The 15,652-nt window shown below is 37.3% G+C and carries 12 protein-coding genes; 3 read left to right on the forward strand and 9 right to left on the reverse strand.

Translation table 11 applies throughout. From position 1 onward, the window contains the following. Nucleotides 1-3: 3 nt before the first annotated feature. The 5 genes from CES88_RS12910 to CES88_RS12930 form a co-directional block, all read right to left on the reverse strand. The gene (locus CES88_RS12910) at nt 4-909 is read right to left on the reverse strand and encodes a serine hydrolase (protein WP_290735030.1); all 906 of its coding nucleotides are present in this window, start codon (nt 907-909) and stop codon (nt 4-6) included. Further along, nucleotides 906-3,575, reverse strand: a complete 2,670-nt coding sequence (gene ppdK / locus CES88_RS12915) for a pyruvate, phosphate dikinase (RefSeq protein WP_290735033.1) — start codon at nt 3,573-3,575, stop codon at nt 906-908. Before ppdK ends, CES88_RS12910 begins: the two co-directional genes overlap by 4 nt. A gap of 62 nt (nt 3,576-3,637) precedes the next feature. Further along, nucleotides 3,638-4,960 (reverse strand): glycine--tRNA ligase, encoded by a 1,323-nt coding sequence (locus tag CES88_RS12920; protein WP_290735036.1) that lies wholly within the window; start codon nt 4,958-4,960, stop codon nt 3,638-3,640. A 95-nt stretch (nt 4,961-5,055) separates the two neighbouring features. After that, nucleotides 5,056-6,765 carry an ABC transporter transmembrane domain-containing protein gene (locus tag CES88_RS12925; protein WP_290735039.1) on the reverse strand — a complete coding sequence of 570 codons (1,710 nt, stop codon included), beginning with the start codon at nt 6,763-6,765 and terminating at the stop codon, nt 5,056-5,058. 38 nt (nt 6,766-6,803) lie between these two features. Continuing rightward, entirely contained in the window at nt 6,804-9,845 is a 3,042-nt protein-coding gene (locus tag CES88_RS12930) for a hypothetical protein (protein ID WP_290735042.1), read from the reverse strand. Nucleotides 9,846-10,035: 190 nt separating this feature from the next. Between CES88_RS12930 and CES88_RS12935 the strand changes: the two genes are divergently transcribed. Continuing rightward, complete coding sequence (locus CES88_RS12935; RefSeq protein WP_290735045.1) at nt 10,036-10,572, forward strand: hypothetical protein; 537 nt, start codon at nt 10,036-10,038, stop codon at nt 10,570-10,572. Here the strand turns inward: CES88_RS12935 and CES88_RS12940 are convergent. Next, the gene (locus CES88_RS12940) at nt 10,558-11,358 is read right to left on the reverse strand and encodes a recombination protein O N-terminal domain-containing protein (protein ID WP_290735048.1); all 801 of its coding nucleotides are present in this window, start codon (nt 11,356-11,358) and stop codon (nt 10,558-10,560) included. The genes CES88_RS12935 and CES88_RS12940 overlap by 15 nt on opposite strands. After that, nucleotides 11,355-12,380: a DEAD/DEAH box helicase gene (locus CES88_RS12945; RefSeq protein ID WP_290735051.1), complete on the reverse strand. Its 1,026-nt coding sequence runs from the start codon at nt 12,378-12,380 to the stop codon at nt 11,355-11,357. The genes CES88_RS12940 and CES88_RS12945 overlap by 4 nt, the downstream gene beginning before the upstream one ends. A 73-nt stretch (nt 12,381-12,453) precedes the next feature. On the opposite strand from CES88_RS12945, the gene CES88_RS12950 reads away from it, so the two are divergent. Further along, nucleotides 12,454-13,167 carry an RsmE family RNA methyltransferase gene (locus CES88_RS12950; protein ID WP_290735054.1) on the forward strand — a complete coding sequence of 238 codons (714 nt, stop codon included), beginning with the start codon at nt 12,454-12,456 and terminating at the stop codon, nt 13,165-13,167. Between the two features lie 83 nt (nt 13,168-13,250). Next, a complete protein-coding gene (locus tag CES88_RS12955; protein WP_290735056.1) occupies nt 13,251-13,508 on the forward strand; it encodes a NifU family protein in 258 nt (85 codons plus the stop codon). A 4-nt stretch (nt 13,509-13,512) separates the two neighbouring features. Here the strand turns inward: CES88_RS12955 and CES88_RS12960 are convergent, their stop codons facing one another. After that, nucleotides 13,513-14,301 carry a nitrilase-related carbon-nitrogen hydrolase gene (locus CES88_RS12960; RefSeq protein WP_290735059.1) on the reverse strand — a complete coding sequence of 263 codons (789 nt, stop codon included), beginning with the start codon at nt 14,299-14,301 and terminating at the stop codon, nt 13,513-13,515. A gap of 2 nt (nt 14,302-14,303) precedes the next feature. After that, nucleotides 14,304-15,626 carry a UDP-glucose/GDP-mannose dehydrogenase family protein gene (locus CES88_RS12965; protein WP_290735065.1) on the reverse strand — a complete coding sequence of 441 codons (1,323 nt, stop codon included), beginning with the start codon at nt 15,624-15,626 and terminating at the stop codon, nt 14,304-14,306. Nucleotides 15,627-15,652: the final 26 nt, after the last annotated feature.

Genomic DNA, 15,652 nt, shown 5'->3' on the forward strand with positions numbered 1-15,652 from the left:
ATTTTACGAACTCCATATTTGACTTCCAAGCGTCTTGCGAAGCTCAGTTAACCCTTTTCTGTCATACCAATAATTCTGAGTCGCATTGGTTAAAATTACAGATCCTCGAAGCTTCTCGACATCTATCCAGATAGAAGTTCCAGTAAAACCCAAATGCCCAAATGTGCGCTTTGAGCACCCTGATCCGGCCAAACTTGTATCTGGCTCAGTTACCGTATCCCATCCATAGAGAAAACGGTCAAAAGAGGTATTTGAAAAAGCTTGATCCATAAATTTAACCAAGTCGTAAGATTCATTTAAGTTTAAAAGGCTCTTACAAATTCCATCAATGCTGGCAAATAACCCTGCATGAGAAACTTTCTCCCTCAGATAGAATGCATTATCATCGTGAACTTCTCCTTGAATTCTTTTCCCATGCCTAAATCCAGTAACAGGGGATCTAAGTTGGTCTACAAGTTCAGTCCAATGGAACATTTCTTCATCAAAGTACTCAGAACAAATATCGTAGAGATTTCTCTTAAAGGAGTCTTCTATTTCAATCATTGCTCTAAGTGCGGAGTAATCAGAATAAAGAGTTGGTGCTTCAGCAATATTAAAGCTGCTAATATACTGCCTCCAATTCTTAGGAGAAATTCTCCCCCCCGAAGTGAGAGAGGCTCTATGATTAAGTAAGAGAATCATATCATTCGTAAATTTACTTGGATCTACAAGATAGGTACTAGCAAGAGTGAGTGGTTTTGTAAGTGAAGCAAGATCAAAGAAATACTTTCCAGACTTATTAACAAATTCTCCCTCGTGCCACTCTAGAGAATTATACTTAGCATTTTTAAAGTCAATCACTCCGACTGCAATACAGTCGAAGTGCTGCTTAGGCATCAGCCTACTAATTATTTCTTCTACTTCTTTCATTTACTTCTTAGAGCCGCTTGAGCTGCTGCTAGTCTAGCAATTGGTACTCTATAAGGAGAACAACTTACATAATCTAATCCGATTTCATGACAGAACTGAATTGATTTTGGTTCACCACCATGTTCACCACAAATTCCAACGTGAATTTGTGGATTTGATTTTCTTCCCTCGACACAAGCATGATTTACAAGAAAGCCTACGCCTTCTCTATCAAGAGAAACAAATGGGTCTACGGTCATCAGCCCACCATTAACATATTCCGGAAGAAACTTACCAGAATCATCCCTTGAAAGCCCAAAAGTTGTTTGAGTTAAATCATTAGTTCCAAAAGAGAAGAAATCTGCTTCAGGAGCAATTTTTCCAGCTGTAATGGCCGCTCTTGGAAGCTCGATCATTGTACCAAGCTTATACTTAACCTCTGTTTTCAATTCTTCAAAGACTAAATTAATTTCTTCAATACATTCTCTTTTTAGAAGAACCAGCTCACCCTTTAAAGAAATAAGAGGGATCATTATCTCGGGAAAAACTTCTACTCCATTCTTCTTACATTCAATTGCAGCTTCAATAATTGCTCTTGTCTGCATTCTGTATATTTCAGGATACGTAACCCCAAGCCTACAACCTCTATGTCCAAGCATTGGATTAAATTCATGAAGCTCTTCGCATCTCTCATTAATTAACTGCACATCAAGCTCAAGATATTCAGCAAGAGCTTCTCTATCTTCAGTTGAGTGAGGGAGAAATTCATGAAGAGGAGGGTCAAGGAGCCTAATGTTTACAGGCTTCCCACTCATTGCAGTGAAAATCCCAATAAAATCTTCTCTTTGAAAAGGAAGTAACTTCGCGAGGGCCTTCTCTCTATCTTGTAAATCTTTTGCATAGATCATTTCACGAACAGCTAAAATTCTCTCTGCTTCAAAGAACATATGCTCTGTTCTACAAAGACCAATTCCCTCAGCTCCAAAATTCTTAGCTGTAAGGCTATCTTCAGGATTATCAGCATTGGTTCTTATTTCTAATTTTCTAAATTCATCTGCCCAACTCATAAAGAGAGCAAAGTCTTCTGAAATTTCAGCAGCAATTGTTGGAACTTTTCCTTCAATAACTTCACCAGTAGCTCCGTCAATTGTTAGAAAGTCCCCTTCTTTATACTCTTTACCATTAATCCTTAAGACCAATTTAGAATAATCTATTTGAAGGCCAGAACAACCGGCTACACATGGCTTCCCCATTCCTCTAGCAACAACAGCCGCATGAGACGTCATTCCACCTCTAGCTGTTAAGATTCCCTCAGAAGCAACCATACCAGCAATATCTTCAGGACTTGTCTCTTGCCTAACCAACATTACCTTTACACCACTCTCATGCAGAGCTGTTGCCTTTTCCGATGTAAAAGTAATAACTCCACATCCAGCTCCAGGAGACGCCGGTAAGCCTTGGGCAAGAACATTCTTATGAGCACTCGGATCAAGTCTTGGGTGTAAGAGTTGATTTATATCTTCTGGATTAATTTTAAGAATCGCTTCTTCTTTAGTAAGTATTTCTTCATTAACTAAATCCACCGCAATCTTTACTGCGGCTGCGGCGGTTCTCTTTCCATTTCGAGTTTGAAGAATAAAGAGTTTATCTTTTTCAATTGTAAACTCAATATCCTGCATATCTTTGTAATGAATTTCTAATTTTGTATATACTTCTACTAACTCGTCATAAACAATAGGCATCGCCTCTTGAAGAGTGACAAGGCTCTTATTCGATTCATTCTTTGAAAGGCTATTAATTGGTTGAGGTGTTCTAATTCCTGCAACAACATCTTCCCCTTGAGCGTTAATAAGAAACTCACCAAAGAACTTCTTCTCGCCAGTGCTAGGATCTCTTGTAAAGCAAACTCCTGTGGCACAATCGTCACCCATATTTCCAAAGACCATGGACTGAACATTTACAGCCGTCCCCCAATTATGCCCGATATCGTTAATCTCTCTATACTTAACTGCTCTTGGATTATTCCAAGAACCAAATACTGCAGAGACAGCTCTCCATAATTGATCCATTGGATCTGTTGGAAATGAAATACCTGTTTCCTCAAAGATTATTCTCTTATAAACTTCAACTAACTCTTCAAGGTCACCCGCAGAGAGTTGTGTATCTAACTCTACTTCCCTAGCTTCTTTTAGGTCTTCAAGAGTTGACTCCAAGATCGCAACATTGAAACCCATGACAACGTTGGCATACATTTGAATGAATCTTCGATATGAGTCCCAAGCGAAGCGAGGATTCTTAGTAAGTTCTGCAAGACCTAGAACAGATTCATCATTTAAACCTAAGTTTAAAACCGTATCCATCATTCCAGGCATTGAAACTCTTGCTCCAGAACGTACGGAGAAGAGAAGAGGATTCTTTATATCTCCAAACTTCTTTCCTGAAGTTTCTTCGACAATTTTCAAGGCCTCTAAGACTTGATCCTTAATTTCTTGATTAATTGTGTTGTTATTTTCAACAAAGTCCAAACAAGCTTCTGTTGTAACAGTAAAGCCAGGAGGAACAGACAGTCCAATGGAAGACATCTCTGCAAGGTTCGCCCCCTTGCCTCCGAGTAGATCCTTCATTTCCTTATTACCTTCAGTCTTCTCAGAACTGAAGCTATAGACCCATTTATTCTTAGTTGCCACAAAACCCTCCTTGGGTGGTTGAAACTAATAAAAAATAAAAGGAGCGAAGTCGCTCCCTAGAATTAAAAACCTAATTTATCTCTTAAATATTTGTCGAGTTGATCAATCGCCACTCTTTCCTGCTGCATAGAATCTCTATCTCTTACAGTTACAGCATTATCGTCAAGAGTATCAAAATCAAACGTCACGCAAAGTGGCGTTCCAATTTCATCTTGTCTTCTGTATCTCTTTCCTATTGATCCAGCCACGTCATACTCGGTCTGATAATTTCTTTGGATTTTCTCAAATAATTCTCTAGCAGGTACATCTAACTTTTCTTTCTTAACGAGAGGAAGAACTGCCACTTTTACAGGAGCAAGTTTTGGATGAAATTTCATCACAACCCTTTCATTCTCTTTATCACCTTCATTTTCTAATCTATAAGCGTCACAAAGAATTGCTAATAAAGCTCTGTCACAACCAACAGATGTTTCTAGAACGTAAGGAAGATATTTCTTATTTCCATCTTCAGTATCAAGATACTTTAAATTCTTTTTCGAAAACTCTTCGTGCCTCTTAAGGTCGAAGTCCGTTCGAGAATGAATCCCTTCCATCTCTCCCCATCCCATAGGAAACTCATATTCAATATCTGTTGCAGCGTCTGCATAGTGAGCAAGGCTATCAGGTCCATGTGGTTCCCAGCGAAGCTTCTCTTCACGGAGTCCATTATCTAAATGCCATTGCCAACGAATCTTCTTCCAGTCTTCCATTGCATCTAACTGAGTTCCCGGCTTCACAAAGAATTGCATTTCCATTTGTTCGAATTCACGCGTTCTAAAAATAAAATTCCCTGGAGTAATTTCATTTCTAAAGGCCTTACCGATTTGTGCAATTCCAAAAGGGAGCTTCTTTCTCATTGTCTGTTGAACATTTAAGAAGTTCACAAAAATTCCCTGCGCAGTTTCAGGTCTTAAGTAAACTGTAGAAGAGCTATCTGTTACAGCTCCCATCTGGGTATTGAACATTAAGTTAAAGTCTCTTGGCTCAGTGAAGTCAGTAGCTCCACACTTAGCACAAGGCTTAGACGTATCAATTTGATCTTCTCTATATCTTTCTTTACAACTCTTGCAATCAACCATCGGATCACTAAAGCCGTCGACATGGCCAGAAGCTTTCCAAACTTGCGGATGCATGAAAATTGAAGCATCAATTCCGACAACATTCTCTCTGAACGTCATCGCTTTCCACCAACTTTCTTTTACATTATTTTTTAATTGAATTCCGTATGGAGCGTAATCCCAACACGAACCTAGACCACCATAAATTTCAGATGATTGAAAAATAAATCCTCGTCTCTTACAAAGGCTAACTAGATCACTCATTGATTTTAAATTACTTTCTGACACCGAGATAACTCCTACAAAATCTTTATTAAATTTCGCTAATTTTACCTAAGTTTTTCGGGGCTGTCTAAGTCTCTAAGCCTATTTTTAAAGACTTTCTAGCTTTGACTCAGATCGTAAAGTTTGGCATATTCTCCGCCTCTAGAAATCAGCTCCCCATGAGTTCCATGCTCAACTAATCTTCCTTCATGCATCACATAGATTTGGTCAAAATTTTGAATCGTAGAAAGCCTATGGGCCACCGCAACAACAGTCTTATTCCCGCCGATTGAGTCTAAGGCCTTTTGAACAAGTTTTTCAGATTCGTTATCAAGTGCAGACGTCGCCTCATCAAAGAGAAGAATATTTGTATCCTGTAGGAAAGCTCTAGCTATTGTGATTCTCTGTTGCTGACCACCAGAGAGGCGTGTTCCTCTATCACCAACAACTGTTCTTGTAAGCTCTGGGAGTTTATCAACAAACTCACTGGCATAAGCAACATTCAAAGCTTTTGAAATCTGCTCATCAGTAAAGTCATTACCTACTTTTAAGTTTTCTTCTATAGAGTCGTTAAAGAGAAAAATATCCTGACTAACTAACCCAAATAAGTCCCTCAATGACTTCAATTTAATATCGTTCAGATCAATTCCATCAATTGTAATTCCACCCTTTGCAATTGGGTAAAGACCTAGGAGTAAATTTATTAGTGTTGATTTTCCAGAACCAGAGAGACCGACCAGAGCAATTTTCTGCCCTCTTTTTATCTCTAAGTTTAAGTTCTTAATCACATCCCCTTCTCCATAAGAGAAAGTTAAGTCCTTAACTACAATTCTCTCTTCAAAAGAATTTAAGCTTATCTTTCCATTATCTGGCTCATCTGGAGTATCTAATAATTCGTAAATCCTATCCGACGCAGCCTTGGCCTGGGAAAGTTTTACATTTGCTTGAGAAAACTTTCTTAGAGGATCCATAAATAGAGCAAGAGCAGTGGCAAATGAAATAAAGTCACCAATAGTTGTCCCATTCTTTAATCTGTAATGAGCAAAGACAATGAGTCCTGCAAAGGCAAACGTTCCAACAATTTCGACTAGAGGGTGAGCAAATTCTTCAATGAAAGTTGTTCGCATCTGCGCAGAGAAAAACCTCTCCTGCGCTTTATTGAATCTTGAATTTACAAAGTCTTGAAGATTAAACGCTTTGGTAATTTTTTGAGCGTGAATACCTTCTGCAATATTATGTGTAAGCTGGGCCTGCTCTTCTTGAACGCTTCCCTGGTTGGCCCTAACTTTTTTTCCACTCTTGCTAAAAATAACTGCTAGAAATGGAGCTATTACAAAGATCACTAACGTTAGCTGCCAATCACTCCAAAAGGCCATTCCCAAATAAACAACGGCCTTCAATGCTTCACGAACAACATCAAGAGCTGCTTTAAATCCGTATGAGAAGACAGAAGTATCATTTAAAATACTCGATATAAGCTCCCCTTGTTTCTTCTTTGCAAAGTAAGAAACTGGTAACCTTTGAAGTTTTTTAAAAATTTCTTCTCTAACTTTTAAAGTTGCTCTGTCAGAGACATAACGCAACCAGTAAAAGTGAAAGAATCTACTTGGAAAATGCAGTATGCCTACAGCAACAAGTAGTCCGGCCAATAGGAGAACATCATTTATTGAGGCGTAACCCTTTAGACCATTATCAAAGATAGGCTTTACTAGGCGAACCTGAACTCCACCTAAGCCTGCAATAAGAAAAGAGAGAAGAAAAGCCCCAAGGACTTTTCTCTTATAGGGAATAATATAAGGAAGTAATTTGTTCTTTATTAAGTCGTTCATTTGAAAAGCATAGCAAGAAAGTACTCACTTAGTACATCTTATTCAAGGTTTAAAGCCGCTCGATTTAGAAACATTGACCCACTTTCACCATCAATAATTTCAACTGTTCCTGTTTTTCCGATCTTTAAATGAAACGACTCACCTTTAAACTGATAGAGTTCAAGCTTTTCAGTTCCTAAATTATAAGTAAATTTCTTTTCTATTTTCTCAGAGTTTTTAACTCTTTCAATCAAACTTGCGAGTCTCTTCTTAGACTTCTCCGTAAAGGCCTTTATGGAGTTTAAATTTCTCGTAAAGAAAATATTACTCTCTATTTTACTTGGCTTATCACCAATTTTACTTAGAAGATTTTTTAGATCTCTACTGCTCTTTTTATTTTTCTTCTCATCATCACTTTCTAAAGAGTCCTTTGTTTTTGAAATCGCTTCTTCAATCAACTCATTATCAACAATATCAGGAACGCCATCTTCTGGAGCACTACTACTACTCTTCTCAGAATCTGTCTCCGCAGACATTGTGCCCTCAGAATAGTCACTCATACTTGGTCCCGAAGAACTAGAAGAGCTAGACGAGTTTCCGGCAAGACCACTTGCACTTGAAGAAGCATCTACTACACCTTCGATCTCTCTATCTGAGTTTTCACGCGGTGATGCTGCAACCATCTCACGAGGATCTGCAGCAATAATATCACTCTTAGAAGGCTCTTGCGTTTCGATACCTTCTTCTATGGCCTCTCTCTGTTTGGCAAGCTTTGATAGCTCACTTCCAAGCTCACTCAGCTCATTCTTTCTTCCAATATTTTTTAATTCATCTTTGGCAGAGGTAATTGAATTCCTAGAATCTCTATCAGGGATACTATTTCTTGCCTGTAGTCTCTCCATATAGTCGTAAGCGCCATTAACTTGCTCTTTTCTCTGATCAAAAACTCTCTCTGCTTCACTCTTACTTAGCTTGGAATTTGAATTTTGAATTTCTGAAACAATTCGGTCTTTATTGGCTTCTGAATAAATATCTTTAACCGCTTTAGCTTGCTCTAAACCTTCCTTTGAGAGAGAGTTCATATTTTCAACACCTAGAACTTTCTTCGCCGAGACTAAGCTATCATTGAACTCTTCATTTTTCCCATTCGAGATACTATGGATTTTTTCAATTTCTTTTTCAGCCTGCTCATTTGAGATAATAATTCCCTTCGCCGCAAGGTGTGTTCCAAGAGATGCTGCCACAGCTGTTTTTGTAATCTGTAAGTCATTTTTTGGCTTCTCTTCATGGTGCTCTCTTTCCTCATGTGCCTTCTTTACTTCCTCTTTCTTTCGTTGTTCAGCAATTCTCTTTTGCTCTTCTCTCTTTCTTTGATCAGAGCGATGTTGACTATTTTCTCCATTCTTATTATTAGCTTGCTGTCCTTCAGTATTTCGAGAATTTCTTCCCTCTGTCTTCGATCTATCTTGGTGATGGGCCCTATCATTGGCCGTGACAGAACGATCACGCTGTTCGTAATTCCCTCGATTTGAAGAATTCCCACCAGATTCACCGTGTGATGATGAGTGCCCATTGCCACCAATCATTCCTGATGAATCAGGAACTCTCTCCCCTCTTTTAACTAAAGTTGTGGCCTTTGCATTATGCCCAGAAAGACGACTCTTCTCATGAGTTCTCTCGCTTAATATTCTTTGCGCTCTATCAGAAGTCTTGGCTCTTTGTGCAATCTTTACTATTTTCTCAGCATCGGCCTTAACAGCCCCTCGACCTACTTTAGAGACAACTTTTGCACCAGCGAGGACACCTTTTTCTGCAATTTTCTCACTGATTCTTCCAGGGATATTTCCTTTTTCTACTACAGCTTTCGTTATCATTACAACTTTGCTTTCACTTACTGATTTTGAAATTTTTTCAATTTTCCCCTTAAGTCTTAAGGCCTTCTCAGAAGTCACAGAATAAATTTTAATGGCTACAGAGGTTGATTTACTTATTCCCGCACCTAGTGCTGCCGAAGTCTTTCCAATCATAGATGACTTAGAGACCTTTGAGGTCTTAGAAAAAGAAGGTGCTATCGTTTTAACTTTTGTCGATACTTTACCTGCAATAGTTGCAAGAGTCTTAGCTCCTGCTCTTGCACTTAAACTAGCGGCAGTACCTACTCCAGCAGTCAAGAAAGCAACTCCAACTTCTGATGAGATCGCTCCAATAGCGACACAAGTTGCATTGATCTTATCATCACAATCAATACACTCGTAATTCTCTAAAGGCTGGAGACATTTTGAAAACTGAGGCTTTCCTTCCCATTTTCCACAAAATACAGAACTTCTAACCCAGTCATCCACACCTTTTTTAATATTATCTATTAAATTAGAAAACCATTTCCCAGGATCGTCCCAAAAATCTTCTACATCCTTCTTACTCTGAACAGCTTTTGCATGAAGCTTATCTGCTTCATCATCAAACCAACCACCAATGTTAAATAAAGACTTCGTTCCCTTAGATACTAGATTCCAAACACTAGAAGCACTTGACCAAAGGTTCGCTGCGAAAGCGTAGACAAAGTCTTTAACACAATTTGATTTCCCATCTGCGATACATTCACTATCGTAGTTTTTTTCTTTAACAGTATTTCTCACATATTTTTGGATTGGATTTCGAACAACCTTAGGTAAGAGCGAGGCTCCATCTTTTATCGCCCTTAACTTATTACACTCCCAGGCCTTACCACAGTCTTTTTCAAACTCTTTCTTCTCACTCTCATTACAGGCAAGCTCATTTGTGACTTCCTGTACTTCCTCAACAAATGGAATAACTCTTGGATTATCTCTTTGCTCTACACAATCTTGAAACTGTTTATAAACATCAGGATTAGAAGACATCAATTCTTCTCTATTTTCAAACTCAACTTTCAAGTAATCTAGAGAGTCACGACAAGAAAAGAATTCATCACTTATATAGACGTCTTCCCTAAGCTCATCATTTTGATCTATACAGTACTTTTCAAACTTCTCTAGAGTCTCTACAAAAGGATCAACTTCGGTGTCACCTAACACTAAAAGAGGTTGCATTAGAAATATTATTAAGAGTATATTTTTCATCATAATCATTCGATCTTTTTTCTTTATAAATAAATGAAATTAAAGAACTTTCTCCAATACTTCATCGAAGAAAAATTAAGAATTCTTTAATTATTTTATACGAGGTTCCGAAGTATAATATGAAGAAATAAAGGAATTTATAGATTTGAAAAAAAGTAATTTATCTCACATAAAAAAACAAAAAGGTAAGTATATGTTTATACTTCTCTTCTTAAGTACCTTCTTAACTTTTCAAAGTACTTACTCGGCTGAAAAAAAATTCCCAATCGGCGAAAACAAAATATCTTTACACTACCCAGATGGTTGGCAGCACGCTTTTAACTTCCTTAGTACTCCACTTACTTTATTTGGTCCTGTCCTAAATGGTCGCAGAGCCGTTATTTCAATAAATAATACTAACGTGACCAATTTTTCTTTCAATAAGAAAAATCTTCAAGATAACGAAGATAATTATAGAGAAGGTCGCTTAAAGTGGTTAAAAAAGAATAAAGGAAAAGTGGTTCGCTTTACTGGGTATAGAATCTCGAAGTGGGAAAGTATCTCAGAAGTTCATTCTATTGGTTATTCATACACAATTAAGAATGATCTCTTTCTTGAAAAAGCTTATTTCTTTAACTGCAATAATGAGCTCTTCAATATTTCAACTTTAATGACTTGGGAGCAAAATAAATCCCATGGAAAAGAAGTAAAGAAAATACTCTCTTCCTTTAGATGCCTAAAGCAAAAGTGAAAATGTTTTAAAATCTACTCTAGAAACTTGAATCTGATAGCATAAGTAATCAATTAGTCTATTTGAGAAGTGAGATGGTACTTCATTAATTTCTTGAAGTTGGTCATATTTCTTAATGGCAATTTGACATAGGTAATTCCACATAACCTTTGATTCTCTTCCATTCATTTTTGTATCTAACATATCTTGATTGAGACAACTAATATCTGCAAAACCGCCTTGCTCATCAATAAGAGTGATCTCTTCTACTAGACTTAAGTCTACTCCACTTAATACACAATTATTTCTTTCAGGAAATACCCCTTGATCTATCAAAGTCTTCCCAAGAAAAATAAAGAATTCACTAGAAATAGTTTTCTTCTCTTGCAATTTCTTTTCTAAAAAGAAAATCGAATTACTTAGAACCTTAAACATTGAATCACTTTCTTGTTGTTCCTCATATAAACTTTCAAATAAATTAGCCTCAACCACAAGCTTATCCGACACCTCCAAAAAGGCACAAAGCAAATAAAAGGCGCGATGATTATCTCGAATACTTTTATGATGCCAAGAAAGAGTCCATTCTTTTACAGAGAAGATCGTTGTATTGGCCTTAGCTCTAGTTAATTCAACCTTAACGAGATGTCCAAGCTCTAGAAAAGAGCTCTTCTTCTTTGTTCCCCCACCTTGACCTCCATAAAATATTACAGAGATCTTTTCCCCACTTCTAAGGAGGAGACGGCATATTAAATGCCGATCTTTAAATGGAGTTTTTGAAAGAATTATTCCTTCAACTTTAGTGATCATATATTGGCCCTAAGACGGAGAAAGTCTCGTACTAAAAGTACCAGAGAATGGAATAAATATCTAATTGATCTCCAATCTTTTTTTTCCATTTCATAAACATTAAAATTAGAACCATCCCTTCCACCTCGTCCCACCATCTGAATCCAAAAATCATCATTATCAATGGGATAGCTTAAGAATACATCTGAAATAGTGGGAAGATTAACTCCATGACTCAGTGTTGATGTTGAAAAAATACAGCGTGGATAAGGGTTTTCTTCAAGATCTTCTAAGAAAGCTTCAACACCTCCTCCAACACAACCAATGGCGTCGACTTTCATTCTTTTGCAAAGGTCCAACCAGAGGTCCACATCTTTTCTAAAACGGCAGAAATAGAGAATAGTTCCTTTTCTACTTTCTCTTACCACTCTTAGAAAACTTCTATTTAGAGCTTCGACTCCAAGTATTCCATAATTCTCCACTCTTGCTGGCTTATTTAATAATTTTTGATTTCCCAAATTAATAAGAAATCGATTATCTAACCCTAAAGAGAAATCTTTCTTCCACATTTCTAAGATACTTGGGTCCATAGTTGCTGTTAAACCAAGAATCTTTCCCTCATTGTTAGCCACTTCCATCAACCTCTCCCATAGTAGAGGCCTAAAACTCTGACCCCAATAGTAGAAGAGGTGAAATTCATCAAAAATATAGAGTGTATTTTGAAGAGAGAATAGCTCTATTAATTCACTGCTTAATTTCTCAGCAGTACAAATAAGTAACCCCTTCTTTTTCTTCAAGAAAATTTTAAAATTCTCTTCGGAACTCTTTCCACTTCCAAAAGAGAAAACATTCTTAAGTCCACTGGACCTCTTATGAAACTCTTCCGCAAGGGCCCTGAGCGGTGAAATGAAAACGACTCTTCCCTCAAATTTCTCATAGAGATCTAAAACCAGTGTTGTCTTTCCCCATCCAGGAGGTGCTAGCATTAGAGTAAATGAGTTATTAATTTCAACAATGGGTAGTAAATTGATCGCTTGATTCATAGATTTTTCTTTTGCAAGCAGAGTTAATTTTAGGTATGAAAGTGAAGTAGAATCACTCAACAAATGTGGAATAATGAATAGTATTTGCTTTTTTAAAGAGGAAATTATTGATCAAAGTAAAATTATCTTTAATGATGAAAAACGTCTTGGTCACATTCATAACCACTTAAAGTCTAAAGTTTCTGACGAAGTGACTATTACCATTCTTGATCAAGGTATTTATAGAGCAACGATATTAGAATTAAGTCATCATAATTGCACTATTGAATTCAAGGAGGCTGTACAAAGTAGTGAACCTTGGTTTCACTTACTCGTTGGACTAAGTAGACCTCAAACTATCAAGAAAGTACTAGAGCACTCATCTACTCTCGGAGCAGCTTCTTTTGAACTTTTTAAAGCTCAATTATCTGAAAAGAGTTATTCACAGTCTAAGATCTATGAAAATTTAAACTTTAGGCAATACCTTATTGATGGACTTTCACAATCAAAGCTCTATTACAATCTCCCTAGCTTCTCGCTTACAAATTACATGTCCTTAGAAAAATACCTTACTCATGAAAATAAATACTTTCTCTCCCTTAATGGAATTAAGACTTTTAACCAACTTGAAGCTTCCAAGAGAAGTAACCCGCTCCTTGCTGTTGGCCCAGAGAGAGGTTGGACTAAGCAAGAAGAGAGTAAGCTAATAGAGTCTGGTTTTAAGCCAATAAGAATTAGTGCTTCAACCCTGAGAGTTGAGCATGCAATCTACACAGCAATTGGACAACTCGAGATGCTAAACCTTTAATATTTCTAAGTTTTCACTATGGCCATTAAATTGATATAATAGTAGAAGATAAGAGCTTAAAAAGTTAAGTTCACGGAGTATATATGATTAGAAAAATTGAAACTTTATTCGACGAACAGGTTCGCCCAGCTCTAGCTGCTCACGGTGGAAATGTAGAGATAATAGATATTGATAACGGAAAGCTCTTTGTAAAACTTAGTGGTGGCTGCCAAGGCTGTTCAAGCTCTAGCGCAACTTTAAAAGATGGTATTGAGAGAATGATTAAACAAAACTTTCCAGAAATTGAAGAAGTTGTTGATCTTACCGATCACGAATCAGGTGATAAACCTTACTTTTCTTAAGGGGCTATCGCCCCATTATGACCTGACTTCGAACCTCCGAAATCTTTTTGAAATCTATTTTCTGAATAAATATTCCCTCACCTTCTTTAGCATCAACTAAAACTTCCCCCCAAGGGTCAACGATCAAAGAGTGACCGTAGGTAGAGATGATCTCATTATTTTCTCCCCACTGAGCAGAGGCAATAACAAAGCACTGACTCTCGATCGCGCGAGCGCGAAGTAATGTATGCCAATGGGCCTTTCCTGTAGGAATCGTAAACGCAGATGAAAAAGTTAGAATCTGAGCTCCACTCATTCGGTAAGCTAGGGACATTTCACTATAGCGAAGATCAAAGCACACTCCCAAACCAATTTTCATTGAATCAAACTCTAAAAGCTTACTCTCAGTCCCTGGAGTATAAACGTCACCTTCATTTATTTTCTTTCTATTTCCATCTCTTACAAAATCGCAAGAGAAGAGATGGTTCTTATCATAGTGGCCTAAGTCCTCACCTTGTGCTGAGAAATTATAGGCCCTATTAATGACCTTGCCGTCTACTAGAGTAGCCGCTGTTCCACCGAGAAGGGCCACTTTATACTTGGTAGATAGAGCTCTAATATTTTCATAGTGCTCGTTTTCAAACTCCACTAAATACGGAGTTGCTCCTCTTCCATTAGACATCGAATAGAAGCATTCTGGTAAGAATACGGCCCCTACTTCCTTGCCATCAATCTCTTTTAGAAAAGTTTCTATCTTCTTTAAGTTCTCTCTAAAATCTAAGACCGAAGTCATCTGAATAATGGCCACTTTCATATTTACTTAGCAATCCTCTTACCAATGGCAAAGTAATCAAATCCATGATCTAAAACAGTCTTTGTTTTATAAAGATTTCTGCTGTCAAAAATAACAGATTTATTTAATCTCGCTTTGATTTCTTCAAAGTCAGGAGAAGTAAATTCTCTCCATTCTGTCATAGTCACTAGACCATCAGAGTTTGTTAGAGCATCATACTTATTTTCAAACTTAGTTGTTCCACCCTTTGTTTCACTCATAGACTCCATAAGTTCTTCAAAATTATTAGCGGCTTCTGGATCATAGTAATTAACTTTTGCTCCAGCACGAATAAGCTCTTTTGCCATTGTGATAGCACTTGTTTCACGAATATCGTCTGTATTTGCTTTAAAGGCTACGCCCCAAAATGTGAATGTCTTCCCACTTACATCTCCATAGTAAGACATAATTTTTTCAAACATTCTCTTCTTCTGTTCTTCGTTAACTTCTTCAGTTGCCTCAACAACTTTTAAAGTCATTCCACTTTCTTTCGCAGTATACATAAGAGCTTTCACATCTTTTGGAAAGCAGCTCCCACCATAACCTGGACCTGGGTAGAGAAATTGATTTCCAATTCTTCTATCACTCCCAATTCCGTCGCGAACCTCATTTATATCTGCACCACGAAGATCACAGAGCTTAGCAATTTCATTAATAAAAGAAATCTTTGTCGCAAGAAAACAATTGGCCGCATACTTAGTCATCTCTGCAGAGAGATTAGACATCATATATATTGGGTTACCTTGACGAACTAGAGGTGCATAGAGCTCACTCATCGCATCGGCCGCGAATTGGTCAGCATGACCAATAACAACTCTATCTGGTTTCATAAAATCATCAACAGCAGTTCCCTCTTTTAAGAACTCAGGATTATTTACAATATGAAACTTCTTATTTGTTGCATTCTTAACAAGCTCTTGAATCATTTCACAAGTTCCTACTGGAACTGTTGACTTGATAACAATGATTGCACCTTCACTCATTTCTTTCGCCACACTAAGTGCGGCATCTTTTAGGTAGGTAAGATTAGCTGATCCATCATCACTTGATGGAGTTCCCACCGCTAGAAAAATTGATTTCGCCTCTTTCACAGAATCATAATTTGTAGAGAATTTAAGTCTTTTTGATTTTATATTTCTATGCAGAAGTTCTTCAAGCCCTGGCTCGTATATAGGAGATTTCCCCTCTTCAAGCATAGCAATTTTCTTTGGGTCAATATCAATACATGTAACATCATGACCAATTTCAGCAAAACATGTTCCACTAACTAAACCTACATATCCAGTACCGATGACTGAAACTCTCATATTCAATTCCTTATTAAGATTCAAAG

The sequence above is a fragment of the Halobacteriovorax sp. JY17 genome (genome assembly GCF_002753895.1).
GTDB lineage: Bacteria > Bdellovibrionota > Bacteriovoracia > Bacteriovoracales > Bacteriovoracaceae > Halobacteriovorax.

Bases quoted from the DNA above. Each gene is read 5' to 3' on its own strand.
- CES88_RS12910 (WP_290735030.1), bottom strand. From the start codon at position 909: ATGAAAGAAGTAGAAGAAATAATTAGTAGGCTGATGCCTAAGCAGCAC.
- CES88_RS12925 (WP_290735039.1), bottom strand. From the start codon at position 6,765: ATGAACGACTTAATAAAGAACAAATTACTTCCTTATATTATTCCCTAT.
- CES88_RS12930 (WP_290735042.1), bottom strand. From the start codon at position 9,845: ATGATGAAAAATATACTCTTAATAATATTTCTAATGCAACCTCTTTTA.
- CES88_RS12935 (WP_290735045.1), top strand. From the start codon at position 10,036: ATGTTTATACTTCTCTTCTTAAGTACCTTCTTAACTTTTCAAAGTACT.
- CES88_RS12940 (WP_290735048.1), bottom strand. From the start codon at position 11,358: ATGATCACTAAAGTTGAAGGAATAATTCTTTCAAAAACTCCATTTAAA.
- CES88_RS12945 (WP_290735051.1), bottom strand. From the start codon at position 12,380: ATGAATCAAGCGATCAATTTACTACCCATTGTTGAAATTAATAACTCA.
- CES88_RS12950 (WP_290735054.1), top strand. From the start codon at position 12,454: ATGAATAGTATTTGCTTTTTTAAAGAGGAAATTATTGATCAAAGTAAA.
- CES88_RS12955 (WP_290735056.1), top strand. From the start codon at position 13,251: ATGATTAGAAAAATTGAAACTTTATTCGACGAACAGGTTCGCCCAGCT.
- CES88_RS12960 (WP_290735059.1), bottom strand. From the start codon at position 14,301: ATGAAAGTGGCCATTATTCAGATGACTTCGGTCTTAGATTTTAGAGAG.
- CES88_RS12965 (WP_290735065.1), bottom strand. From the start codon at position 15,626: ATGAGAGTTTCAGTCATCGGTACTGGATATGTAGGTTTAGTTAGTGGA.